Raw genomic sequence first — 14876 nt, 5'->3', positions numbered from 1 at the left:
GTGGCCTATACGGGCACTGGTCCTTCAACAGCAACCGTTTCAATGAATGGTCTGGTTCGTACGGCAACGTTTCAGTCTATGTGGCGTGTTGCTTCAGATGAAACAATTCGTTTGACATTGAAGAGTGAAAGTGCAGCAGATGAAACAGTGATTCGTTTTAACGAAGATGCAACAAACGAATTTGATGGGGATCTGGATGCCTTTAAGATGATGAACGGAACGGCAGTTCCTTCAATCTATACCATGTTTGGTTCTACGAAATATTCGATCAATTCAATTGCAGATCCATATGCAAAAGACACGATTGCTGTATACACAAAAATACCTGCAGATGGAGATTATGTATTGAGCATTGCAACCAGTGATCCAGCCATTGAATATGTGTTGGTAGATAAGAAATTGGGAACAGAAACAGTAGTTACTACACGTGATTATTCGTTTGCGGCATTAAAAACAGACGATCTGAACCGCTTTGATCTTCAAATGCGTCAGACAACCACAACAGGAGGGAATACGGGTACAGGAACTTCAAGCATTGCTATTTTATCAAGCCCGAATGGTTTTTTAGTTAAAAGTACTTTATCAGGTACAGGTACAATTGAAATCATGGATGTAGCCGGAAATGTTGTTAAAGTCTTTTCGAACGTGTCGCTTTCAAATGGAAATAACTTCTTTACTCCGGAAGTGGCAGGNGGTTTTTACTTGATCAGAGTGGATATGGATAACACGAGCTATGTAGATCATGTAAGTATTATTAGATGAATTAACTTCATATATTCTGATAAATCACCTGAAGATTATATTCTTTCAGGTGATTTATTGAATTTAACAGTAACTTAAAAGTATCGTCTTAATGATTTGAAAGTGTTTTTTAATAAATTACTTAACATATGTTAATTCATAATCTGTAATACGAGATATTATTTTGAGGTTATTTTGTATGTTTTACTAATTAATAGTACATGTTTGAACATCTACTATTTTTTTTATTTTTTTATTTAAATATCTGTTTTTTAATTTCTTATCTTTTTTTTTAAATTTTTTATAATATCTGATATTACATATGTTAATTCGAATTCATTACATCTGTGGATAACCATTAGAGGATAGACTCGTTCGATTTTTTACGAATCTTCAATTCTTATTCAATACCAGTATGTTTAAAAATCATTCCCCTTCTATTGGATCATTTTATTCCATAATACTTCTTTTTACAATTTTTCTACTGCCAACGCTTTCACATGCTGCTAGCAGAACTTCATCAACTACTGGAAATTGGAATGTAACCGGAACCTGGGGAGGGGCTTCGGTTCCCGGAGCGACAGATGTGGTTACGGTTAATCATGGCTTAAATCTAAATTCTAACCTTACAATAAATGCAGGGGGAGTATATACTTTTAATGCAAGCAATACAGGCGGGACACCTACTGTAACTATGGGTGTAATTTTGGGTGCTACAGGAGGTGAGCTGGATATTAAATCTCCTGCTACTGTTACGATCAGTAGTGTTCCTAGTATGCTTGGCGGAACAATACACGTTTATCCCGGAGCAACCTTAATCATTACAGGTGATTTAACAATGTATCTAGGATCAAATATTATAGTAGATGCTACAGGAAGTTTAGTTATTGGAGGAGATTTTAACAATACGGATGGAGATGTTGTTGTTAATGGTTCTATTACCGTCGGTGGTAATTATAGTTCAGTAGGATTTATTTCAAATCCAACAGTGACAGGTACTGGTACATTTACATCGACTGGTTCAATGACCAATCAAAATGTTTTTGGTAGCAGTACTATTTTTGGTTCTGGTAGTGATTGTAACACCGGTCCATGCAGCGGAGCTTGTTTGACAGGTATGGTAACAGGCGCCATTACAGGTACTACAACATTTTGTTCTGCTACTTCGACAACATTTACTACACCAACAGTTAGTGGAGCTACTACGTATACATGGACATTTCCTTCGGGTTTTACTGTTACAGCAGGGGCAGGTACAAGATCCATAACAGTAAGTGTAGCAGCGGCGGCTAGTTCGGGAAATATTACTGTACAGGCATCAAGTTCAACATGTACAGGTAATACTTCTACCTTGGCTGTGACGGTAGCAAAACCGGTAGGTACAGCTACAGTTACAGGCTCATCTGCGGTATGTCAGGGAAGTAGTCAGGTGTATTCCGTATCTGGTGTGACGGGTGCAACAAGTTATACCTGGAGTGTACCATCTGATGCAACGATTACAGCAGGAGCAGGAACAAACTCTATTACGGTAACGATGGGCGCTACAAGCGGACCGATAAGCGTTACGCCATCCAATACATGTGGAAATGCAACTGGTGCTGCAATAGGAAGCAAAACGGTTACAGTTAATTTAACCAATGCTGCAACGATCACATATCCTTCTTCATCATACTTCTGTACAGGTACAAGTGCAGCTCAGGTACCAACGATAACAGGTACTGCAGGCGGTACATTTACAAAAACAGCGGGTACATTAACATCTTTCAGTACATCAACGGGATCTTTTGTTCCGAATGGAAGTACAGCAACATCTTATACAATTACCTATACCATGGCGGCTACAGCTTGCCCTGCAGCAACAGCTACAGCAAGTATTACGGTTTCTTCGGTTATTCCTTCGGGTACAGCCTCTATTGCCGGCACTGCGGCTGTGTGTCAAAATACATCGTATACATATAGTGTTTCAGGTGTTACGGGTGCAATAGGATATACATGGAGTGTTCCTTCGGATGCAACTATTACAGCAGGTGCGGGTACAAGCTCAATTACAGTAACAATGGGTACGACTAATGGAACAGTAAGCGTTGTTCCTTATAACGGTTGTGGAAATGCAACGGGAGTAACACTTGGAAGCAAAGCTATTACAGTTAGTCCAACGAATGCTGCAACGATCGCCTATTCGGCGTCAACATATTGCAGGAATACGTCAACTACTCAGGTGCCAACAATCACAGGAACTACAGGTGGTATATTCTCTTATTCTTCAACTGGTACATTAACAGGATTCTCTACATCTACAGGGGCATTTACACCAAATACAAGTACTTCTAATAGAACATACACTATAACCTATACAATAGCTGCTACAAGTTGTCCATCAGCAACTGCTACTACAACATTTGTTGTTTCAAATTCTACTCTTAATTCACCGGCCACCCCTTCAGGAACTACTCCGGTATGTCAGAATACAGCTGGTGGAATTTATTCGATCGCGGCTGTTACCAATGCAAACAATTACACATGGACAGTTCCTGCAGGTGCTGTTATTACCGCAGGAAGTACTACAAGAAGTATTACGGTAACAATGGGTAATGCATCTGGAACGTTTACTGTAACACCAGCATCAGCTACTTGTACCGGTAATACTTCTAATCCATTCACAGTTACAGTGAATCCATGTACAAACACCTGGACGGGTGCATCTAATACCTCATGGATTGTAACAGGTAACTGGAGTTTAGGTACTGTTCCGACTTCTGGAAACACTGTTGTAATTCCAAATGTTACAAACAAACCAGTAATTACAGCAGGTATGACAGCTACTGTTGCAAATCTTACTATAAATCCTAGTTCATCTGTAACATTGACTGGTACAGGTTCAATGGATGTATATGGTTCTTTAACGAATAGTGGAACGTTTACACCTTCTTCTGCTACAAGTTCTGTTGTTACATTTAAAGGGACAAATGCAGCAACAATCACAGGTGTTCCAATACTATACAATGCTACGGTTAACAATGCAGCTGGTGTAACGATCGCAAGTGGTGCTGCAAATGCTGTTACGTTAAAAGGTAAATTAGCCTTAACTAATGGAACCCTGACAACGAACGGCAATCTTGCGGTTGATATTGATAATGGCGGAAATATCGGTTATGCATCGGGTGATGCGGGTTCGGTAAGTGGCGACGTTAAGGTATTCAGAGCAATTAATTCAAGTACGACACATTATATTTCCTGTCCGTTGGACGGCGTTACAGCAGCTGATCTTGCTGATGATGCACAGGTAATCAATCCGACAACAACTAAAACACGTTTGTTCGAATTTGATAATACTGCATATGCATGGACGGACGTAAGTACCTTGAGCACGACCATGGCTCCTTCAGATGCATTCAGTATGTGGTTCCCTGCAACTACTTCTGTAGACTTTACGGGAACGTATAATCACGCTGCTACCTATTCGTATTCGTCACCGAATGTTGCAACGAAGTTTATGTTTGTATCCAATCCATACCCAAGCACATTGGATTGGGAAGCAGCTTCAGGCTGGACAAAAAGCGGTATTAATAATGCAGTATATTTCTGGAATCCAGGATCAAACTCCTATTCAAGTTATGTCTTCGGTGCAGGATCAAACTCAGCTACAAAAAATATTCCTGCAATGAATTCATTCTTTGTAGCATATAATGGCTCAGGAGGGACGGCAACGGTTTCAATGAGCGGTCTGGTTCGTACTGCAACAGCTGCTTCTATGTGGCGTGCGGCTTCAGATGAAACGGTTCGTTTGATTTTAAAAAGTTCAAACGCTTCAGATGAAACGGTAATTCGTTTCAACGAAGATGCAACAAATGAATTTGACGGAGATCTGGATGCCTTTAAGATGATGAATCCAAGTGCCGTTCCTTCGATCTATACGATGTTTGGTTCTACAAAATATTCGATCAATTCAATAGCAGATCCAACTGCAAAAGACACAATTGCAGTATATACAAAAGTGCCTGCAGATGGAGATTATGTATTGAGCATAACAAGCAGTGATCCATCAATGGAATATGTTTTGGTAGATAAGAAATTGGGAACTGAAACAGTTGTAACTACAGGTGATTATTCCTTTACAGCATTAAAAACAGATGATCTGAATCGCTTTGATCTTCAGATGCGTCAAACAACCACAACGGGTGTAAATACAGGCACAGGGAATTCAAGCATTGCTATCTTATCCAGTCCGAACGGGTTCTTGGTGAAGAGTACACTTTCAGGAACAGGTACCATTGAGATATTGGATGTAACCGGAAATGTTGTGAAAGTACTGTCGAATGTATCGCTTTCAAATGGAAATAATTTCTTTACTCCGGAAGTAGCAGGTGGTTTCTATTTGATCAAAGTGAATATGGATAACACAAGTTATGTTGATCATGTCAGCATTATTAGATAATTGATGTTGATGGAGTTTTGATAAAACTCTAAAAAACACCCAAATCATTTTAAAATGGTTTGGGTGTTTTTGTTTTAAGAATGTTTGAACTGAAAATTGAAATATTTATAGATTTAAGGCACGCGGTTCAGCTTGCTAAAACCATTGGAAATCACAATAAAGTAGCGTAATTCTAAAGTCTGTATTGTAGGATTTTGACCATTTTTATTCAAAATATCCTTAAAATATCCCTCTAATAAAAAATAACAATTGTTAATTTATACAGTTTAAACTTACATGTTTAAACATAGCTATTCAGAGATGAAATATCAGATAACGTGTTTGTACGTACATTTTTATGTTGAAATTACGTAGAAAAAATGTAGTAAAGATCTATTAAAGACGTTTTTGGTTGAAATTTCTTCAAATAATAACATTGACAATTGTCATTATATGCTGAGTGTCTTAACACAATCCTTTCATAGTCGTTAACTTAAGATAAGTTATTCCAATTAAGACTATGAAAAAATTTTACGATTCATTTTTTAGAACCCTTTATAGTATGCTCTCAATTATAACTTTTCTAAGTTTTAATTATTATGCAGAAGCAGCGGTGCCGAATTGTGCAACGGCATTAGCTCCTGCAACCGGAGGTACTATAGTCAGCTCATCAACACCGTTTACATGGACAGCTCCTTCAACAGGAACACCTGCCACTGGGTATTATGTATATATAGGTACAACCACTGCGGCTAATGAACTTGTAAATGGAACTAGTGTTACAGCCACAACATATACGTATGGCGGTACATTTACATGCGGTACAACGTATTACTGGAAGATTATTCCTTATAATGCGAGTGGTCCTTCAACAGGTACTTGTGCAACTACTCCTCTAACATTTACGTTGCTTGCAACACCAACCGTTGCAGCAGGGACGGCAATATCTACTTGCGGTACAGCAGTAGCTAACATTTTTACAGGTTCCAGTGCTTCGGGGTACACAAGCATAACCTGGACATCTAATGGATCAGGTACTTTTGCCAATGCGAATTCACTTACTACAGCTACATATACTCCAAGTGCCGCTGATGTAACAGCAGGAAGCAGAACATTAACATTAACTGCTGTGGGAAGTTGTGCAACCGTAACTTCTACTAAAACGATTACGATAACCACTCCGCCAACGGTTGGGGCAGGTACAGCAATTGCTACTTGCGGAACTTCAGCAGTAAATATTACGGCAGGTTCAAGCGCTGCAAATTACGGTACGATAACCTGGACATCCAGCGGTACAGGGGGATTTACCAATAATGGTTCTCTGACTGCAACAACTTATACTCCAACAGCAGCCGATGTTACTGCAGGAACCAGAATTTTAACACTGACTGCAACGGGAACCGGAACGTGTACAAGCGTAACTTCTACCAAAAATATTACTATAACTGCTACTCCGACGGCTGTTGCCGGAACAGCAATAAATACATGCTCCAACTCCGGAGCAGTAAATATTACTACAGGATCCAGCTCTACAAATAACTCAGGAATCCTCTGGACATCCAGCGGAACTGGTAGTTTTGCAAATCCGACTTCACTTACTTTAGCTACTTACACACCAAGCGGAGCAGATATTACTGCGGGTAGTGTTACATTAACATTAACTGCGAATGGGAATGGTACTTGTGTGCCAGTAACATCAACTAAAACACTTACGATTAAAACACTCCCTGTAGCGACATTCAGTTATACAGGTACTCCTTATTGTACAAATGGTACAAATCCATCTCCTACATTTAGTGGGGGAGGTGTAGCCGGAGTATTTACAGCAACAGGCGGCCTTGGTTTTGTAAGTACTACTACCGGAGTAATAAACCTTGCTACTGTAAATCCTGGGACCACAGTATATACAGTAACAAATACCATTGCAGCAGGAGGCGGTTGTGCAGTAGTAACAGCTACCTCCGGAGTGACTCTTAATTCAGCTCCTGTTATTACATCACAACCTGCTTCCACTGTTACTACTTGTTCTGGCAACAACGGATCCGTTACATTTCAGGCAGCAGCTACGGGTACATCGATTTCGTATCAATGGCTGGAAAATGGAGTGCCGCTTACAAACGGAGGAATCTATAGTGGTGTAACAACAAATCTTCTTGCTTTAAACAATCCAACAGTTGCTAATAATTATAGTGTAGTTGTTTCAGGGCTATGTGGCCCGAATGCAACAAGTAACGTTGCAACATTTACTCCCAATGCCTTAGCTGCTCCGGGTACACCAAGTGTTTATGGCAACGGAGTATGGAATGCGTATTGCTATTCATCCGTTAACTTTACAAATTATACAGGTTACTACGTTGAACCTTCGCTTTCATTTGATAGCCGTACCAGATGGGCGAGTGGTCTTTCTCCTTCGCTTGCATCGGGATATCTGGGATGTTCGGTACCTGCTACAAACATGTCTATCAGTTTTAAGCAAACCAACTTTACACCTGGCACATATAATTTAAGTGTGAACTTTCAGGATGATGGATTTACCATGTTCTTGAATGGAACTCAAGTATTTCAGAATCTCTCTTATACGAATACACTACAAAGCAATGTGTGGACAGGTACATTGGGTGCATCTGATCAAGTTGAATTTAGATTAACGCAAGGTGGTGGCGGTAGTGGATTGCAAGTAACTTTTGCGCCAATAGCAACACCTGCAAGTACGATAACTGCAGGAACAATCGGAGGGAACCAATTTATTTGTAACGGAGATATTCCAGCTCAAGCATTAAGTAATGTTGCAAGTCCGGTAACAACCGGTTGTTCATTAGCAGGGTATCAATGGCAATCGTCAACAGATAGTTTAACATGGACACCTATTTCAGGAGCAGTGAGTGCAACGTACACAATCCCTTCCGGATTAACAGTTACAACATGGTACAACCGTATTGCAATTGGTGCCTGCGGCGCTACAGCAACCTCTACTCCCGTAAAAATAACAGTATATTCAACTCCTCCGGGAAATTCCTCTGTGTTTCCTGCCAATGTTTGGAATGGGTATGTATTTGATCAAGGTCCAGCAGGAGCATGGTCTACAGGAGATAATAATTGGGTAAATTATAAAGGGTTTTTCCCGGTTAACAGTTTGTCATTTAATTCAACAACTCTTTATACTACAACTTCTAGCCCTGCCACTGCTCCGGGATATACCGGATGTCAATTAGCAACGTATCAAAATACGGGTGTTCAATTTAAAAGACAAGGATTTCCTGTAGGTACGTATTCGATTGATTTCAGTGCGGATGATGCAGGATATTTATACATTAATGGAACGTTGGTATCCAGCAGAACAACAAATGGTTCTTCTACTGCTGTTTGGATAGGTAGTTTGGATGCTACTTCAACAATTGATTTTCATTATAAAAACAATGGCGGAGGTGGCTCCGGATCTTTAACATTCAATTTAATTCCTACCCCTACATTAATTGCAGGGACAATTGCTGGGGATCAAATATTATGTCCAAATAATGATCCTTTACCTTTTACAAGTACAGCAGTAGCTTCGGGTTTATGTAGTTCTGTTATTGCTTATCAATGGCAAAATGATGTAGGCTGCACAGGAACATTTACAGATATTGCTTTAGCAACTAATGCTACGTATAATGCACCTGTTTTAACTCAAACAACGTGTTACAGACGTGCAGTAATAGATGCCAATTGTGCCAGAACTGCTTATACTAATACTGTAACAGTAACGATTACTACTGTTCAACAGGGTGATCCTTCTATCTTTCCTTTAAATACATGGAATGGCTATGTATATGATTTTACCAATGTAAATGGTGGTGTATATAATGCTGCAGATGTAGACTGGACGGATTATAAAGGATTTTTTACCTACTCCGGTATCTCAGCAGCAAACGTAGGTTTTAACACATCAACTATTTATACAGTCGCAAACACGCCGTCTGCAGCTCCGGGATATGCAGGTTGCCAGGTTATTCCTAATTTATCAGGAGTTAGTTTTAAGAGACAAGGTTTTCCTACAGGAACGTATCAAATAGATTTTGATTCTGACAATGCAGGTTATTTATACATAAATGGTGTATTGGTATATGGCAGAACAGGTTGTTGTGCAGTTGTGTCGAATGTGTGGACAGGTAATTTAGATGCTTCTTCAACAATCGAATATCACTATAAGAATGCAAATGATGTAGGTAATTATGGTCGTTTAAATATTACGCTTACTATACCAACAGTACCACTTTATGGAGGTATCATTGCATTGAGTGGACCTAATTCTGTCTGCTCAGGTAATACCCCTTCAATAATTAATTCTACAGACCCGGCGGTGAGCTCTTGTTATTTAACATATCAATGGCAGTCAGATGATGGTAGTGGCTATGCTGATATAGCTGGTGCAAATGCAGCAACCTATTCGCCAACTGCAATTACTCTTGGTACAAATTATAGACGTAATGTTTCAGATGCATGTGGTCAAACGTCAACATCTAATATTGTAACGGTAGCAATTGGACCACCTGTTCCAGTAGATACTTCAGTTACCGTTGCGAATGCATGGGTAGCTTATGTATATAATGCACAAAACTATTTGGCATCTTCGTTATCGGGTTCTTATATTGATAATGGTACTTCATCGACAGATCCAAGTTTTAACTCCGCATCTCTTTGGGCTTTAAATTCCACACCTTCTTTAGCACCTAGCTATACAGGTTGTCAGGTAGGCGTAGATAACCATAGTGTTATTTATAAGCGAACAGGCTTCACTACGGGTACATATTCGTTAAACGTTATGAATGACGATGCGTGTACACTTTATATTAATGGTCTTTTAGTATATTCCAGAGGTGCATATACTCCTACTTATATTAACGCCGTTTGGATTGGTAATTTGAATGCAAGTTCTGAAGTCGAATTTAGATGGACAGAAGGGACAGGTAATTCACAAGGTGCAATTACATTTGTTTCTGTAACTCCACCAACACCGTTACTTGGAGGAACCATTGCAAATACTACAACTACCGTATGTTCGGGAGATAGTCCAAATCCATTCACATCAACTGCAGCAGCTTCTGGTGGTTGTTATGCAACTTACCAATGGCAGTCAAATAGTGGTAGTGGGTATACAGATATCGCCGGCGCTACTTTAGTAACATACACGCCAACTGCAATTACAGTACCTACTTCATATAGAAGAAAAGCAACCGATGCATGTACGGCTGTAGCATATTCAAATGTGATTTCAATAGCAATTGGTGCGCCACTTCCATTACCAAATGCATCCGTGTTTGGCTCTAACGTATGGAATGTATATGCCTACAATGATGTAACGTATACCACACTAAGAGGTAGTTATGTTGATAATGGTTTTTCTGCAACAAACCCAAGTTTTGACTCTAGAAATAGCTGGGGTGTCAATTCTACACCTTCTGCGGCAGCTGGCTATCAAGGCTGTTCCGTGAATGCAGATCAGCATGGTGTTATTTATAAAAGACAAGGATTTCCTGTAGGTACTTATAGATTAGATTATTTGTCTGATGATGCAGGTGCAGTTTATATTAATGGAGTCTTGGTTTATACGAGTGTAAGTTGGGGAGCTCTGGTAACTAATGTATGGACAGGTCCTTTGAATGCTTCTTCTACTGTAGAGTTCAGATGGGCAGATACTGGAGGAGGTTCTTCTTATGGACAATTATCCATGGTGTATCCGGTAACGCCAACAACACTTTTGGGTGGTACAATTAGTTCTACTACTCCAATTGTTTGTTCTGGAAATATACCAGCTCCGTTTACTTCAACAGCAGATGCTTCTGGAGGTTGTTATGCTACCTATCAATGGCAGTCTTCAACAACATCTTCAAGTACAGGTTACACAGATATTTCTGGCGCTACACTTAACACATACATACCTGGTTCTATTAGTGTTACAACTTATTATAGAAGAAAGGCTACGGATGCTTGTGGAACTGTAGCGTATTCAAATGTATTTACAGTTACAGTTGGAGTGCCTTCGCCACCTACCCTTACTTGGGGTATTGGAGCATGGAATGCATATGTATATAACGGGCGTAATTTTACAACCTTATATGGTAGTTATGTAGAAAATAACACATCTGCTGTAAACTATAGTTTTGATACTAGGAATTCGTGGACATCTGCTCCTTCTACATCTGCAGGTTATTCAGGATGTCAAGTGGGTACTACTAATTTTAGTGTGTCATATAGACAATTACTAGCCGCAGGTACTTATCAATTTGATGCGCAAGTGGATGATGATGTTGTAATCATAATAAATGGCGTAACTGTATATACGGGAACAGGTATTTGTTGTACACCACAAATAAATGTTTGGACGGCAACATTGCCGGCAAATTCTCAAGTAGAAATCAGGTATGGACAAAGTGGTGGTGGTGCATACTGTAAATTAACAATTACATCCACCACACCTGCAAACTTATTGCCTGGTACTATCGGTTCGAATCAAAGTATTTGTAGTACTGTAGTTCCAGCTGCATTAACTTCTGTTGCGGATGCAACTTCGGGTTGTTCAATTACATATCAATGGCAAAATTCTACTACTTCTTCTACAGGTCCTTGGACAAATATTGGAGGTAATTCTAAAACATATACGCCTGCTGCGCCTGGTGTGACTCAAACAACTTATTATAGAAGAAAAGCTACAGATGCATGTAGTAGAATTGATTCTTCAAATGTGATTACTGTTACCGTTAATCCAAAGCCGGGCAATGCAGGTGCAATTACAGGGCCATTGGCAGTTTGTTCAGCTTCAGGTTCTCCAAATGTCACCTATAGTATTGCGGCAGTTGCAAATGCAACAACTTATTTGTGGACATTGCCAACTGGCGTGTCTATTGTATCGGGTGCAGGCACAAATTCAATTGTAGCAAATTTCAGTACGTCGGCTGTTTCTGGCACCGTTCAAGTTTTGCCTCAAAATGCATGCGGGAACGGTCTGTTCTCAAGCATTAGTGTTGTTGTTACATCTGCGATTCCTCCTTCAGCAGGAGCAATTACGGGCTTAAGCACCGTATGTTCCGGACAATTCTCTGTAGCATATAGCGTGCCTGCTGTTGCATCAGCAACATCCTATACATGGGTTGTTCCTACGGGCGCAACTATTATATCTGGCGCAACAACAAATTCAATACTTGTTACATTTGCTTCTACTTCAGGCAACGTTACCGTTACTCCAGTTAATGGATGTGGAAATGCTGCTGCTGCAACATCATTAGCTGTAACTGTAAATCCATTTCCTGGTAATGCAGGTGCAATTACAGGTCTGGGTTCTGTTTGTCCAAATCAAACAGGTGTTACATATAGTATTGCAGCAGTCGCAAATGCAACAAGTTATGGTTGGTCATTACCTTCCGGTGCTACAATAACGGCGGGTTCAGGAACAGCATCAATTACGGTAAGCTTCGGTACTACGGGAGGGAATATTATTGTAACGCCAATAAATTCTTGCGGTAATGGCGGTGTAACTTCTAAATCTCTTTCTGTTTTAACACTTCCTGCTGCTGCTGCTGCCATTACTGGTCAAACTGTTGTATGTCCAGCTTCAACGGGTGCTGTTTATTCAATTCCAGTAGCGGTTGCTGCAACGTCTTATATATGGACAATACCTTCGGGTGCGTCAATTACATCGGGTGCCAATACAAATGCAATAACGGTTAATTTTGGATCTGCTGTAGGCGGAACATTTACTGTTACACCTTCTAATTCTTGTGGAACCGGAGCAATGTCTTCTTTGTCTATCTCTTTTTCAAATACGGTTTGTCCACTAACATGGATAGGTGTTACAAGTACAGCATGGAATACGCCTACTAACTGGAGCACTACTATTGTACCAACATCAACAAATGCAATAACTATTCCTGCATCAGGCGTACCTTTTATGCCGACTGTTTCAGCATCTTCAGATGCTAAATCAATTGTCAATAATGGTACAATTACATTGGCTTCTGGCGGTACATTAAATGCATATGCAAGTGTAACGAACAATGGAACTGTAAATTCAGTAGCAGGTTCTAAGCTTGTGTTTAAAGGTACTACAGCATCAACCGTTTCTGGCATACCTACTTTATTTAATATGGAATTAAATAATACTGCAGGCTTAACTGTATCTACACCGTTAACGTTGAATGGTACATTAATTCTTACTGCAGGTACATTATCAACAGGTAATAAAGTTAAGATCAATATTGACGGTGGTGGTAATATAGGTTTCAATTCAGGTAATGTTGGTAGTGTAAGCGGCAATGTCACTGTATACAGGAATGTTGTTTCAAACACAACACATTATATTTCTTGTCCGCTGGATGGTGTAACAGCAGCTGATCTGGCAGATAATGCTCAGGTGATTAATCCGGTAACAACTAAAACACGTTTGTTCCAATACAACACACCTACATTTGCATGGACACCTGTTAATAGTTTAAGCACAACGTTGTCGCCAGGTACCGCATATAGTATGTGGTTCCCGACACCAACTTTGGTAGACTTTACAGGTACATACAATCATGCTGCAGGCTATTCGTATTCGTCTCCGAACGTAGCAACTAAATTTATGTTTGTTTCGAATCCATATCCAAGTACGCTGGACTGGGAAGCGGCTTCCGGCTGGACTAAGACAGGTATTATGAATGCGACGTATTTCTGGAATCCGACAACAAATTCATATGCGAGTTATGTAAGCGGACAAGGAACAAACACTGCAACTCAATATATTCCGGCAATGAACTCGTTCTTTGTGGCATATGATGGAAATGCATCGTTCCCGACAGCTACTGTTGCTATGACAAACAGTGTGCGTACTTCAACATATGCTTCTATGTGGCGTACAGCAGCGGATGAAACCGTTCGTTTAACCTTGAAGAGCTCGACTGCATCAGATGATGCGATTATCCGCTTTAATGAGGATGCGACTAATGATTTTGATAATGAATTGGATGCATACAAATTCTTAAATGCAAGTTCAGTTCCTTCAATCTATACAACGTATGGTGCAACGAAATACTCGATCAATTCAATAGCAAGCCCTTCGGTAAGAGATACCATTCCGGTATTTACAAAACTACCTGCCGATGGAGATTATGTATTGAGCATTACATGTAGCGATCCAACATTGCAGTATATTTTAGTAGATAAAAAATTGGGAACACGCACGGTAGTGAAAACAATGGACTACACGTATTTAGGGTTGAAAACAGATAGCATCAATCGTTTTGACTTGTTACGCGAGACACTAACAACAGGTGTTAATCAAGCTTCAACGATGGCTGAAATGCAGATTGCTTCGAGTCCAAATGGAGGATTCGTTGTGAAAAGTAACATGGTTGGTCTAAGTACAATTGAGATTCTGGATGCAACAGGAAATCGTGTTAAAGTATTGACAAACGTATCGCTGACAAGCGGCAATAACTTCTTTACTCCATCTATTCCGGATGGCTTGTATGTAATAAAAGTTACGATGGTTAATATCAGCTTTGCCGGACAGGTTAGCATAGTTAAGTAAGCTGAATAGAACTATATAATACCAAAGTCCCGTTACATCCCGATAGCTATCGGGATGTAACGGGACTTTTTTGTTTGATACATAGTGAGATTGAAATACGTATGAAGACAGTAGTATAGTATACACTACAACACTCTATACAATATGATGTTGTATAGGGATCGATTAATATGAATA

At 39.8% G+C, this 14876-nt stretch carries 3 protein-coding genes; all 3 read left to right on the top strand.

All coding sequences use genetic code 11. The features are described from left to right. Positions 1 to 42 precede the first annotated feature (42 nt). Entirely contained in the window at positions 43 to 762 is a 720-nt protein-coding gene (locus A3EE_RS0108760) for a T9SS type A sorting domain-containing protein (RefSeq protein WP_425386821.1), read from the top strand. 394 nt (positions 763 to 1156) lie between these two features. Beyond that, positions 1157 to 5176 (top strand): beta strand repeat-containing protein, encoded by a 4020-nt coding sequence (locus A3EE_RS0108755; protein ID WP_018343073.1) that lies wholly within the window; start codon positions 1157 to 1159, stop codon positions 5174 to 5176. A 541-nt stretch (positions 5177 to 5717) separates the two neighbouring features. Beyond that, positions 5718 to 14699 carry a hypothetical protein gene (locus tag A3EE_RS0108745; RefSeq protein WP_018343072.1) on the top strand — a complete coding sequence of 2994 codons (8982 nt, stop codon included), beginning with the start codon at positions 5718 to 5720 and terminating at the stop codon, positions 14697 to 14699. The last annotated feature ends 177 nt before the right edge of the window (positions 14700 to 14876 follow it).

Source organism: Cytophaga aurantiaca DSM 3654 (assembly GCF_000379725.1).
Taxonomy (GTDB): domain Bacteria; phylum Bacteroidota; class Bacteroidia; order Cytophagales; family Cytophagaceae; genus Cytophaga; species Cytophaga aurantiaca.
Note: the sequence above shows the minus strand (reverse complement) of the source record. Positions and strands in the feature narration are given on the sequence as shown.

Excerpts from the sequence above, each read along its gene's own strand:
- A3EE_RS0108755 (WP_018343073.1), top strand. The coding sequence starts at position 1,157 with ATGTTTAAAAATCATTCCCCTTCTATTGGATCATTTTATTCCATAATA.
- A3EE_RS0108745 (WP_018343072.1), top strand. The coding sequence starts at position 5,718 with ATGCTCTCAATTATAACTTTTCTAAGTTTTAATTATTATGCAGAAGCA.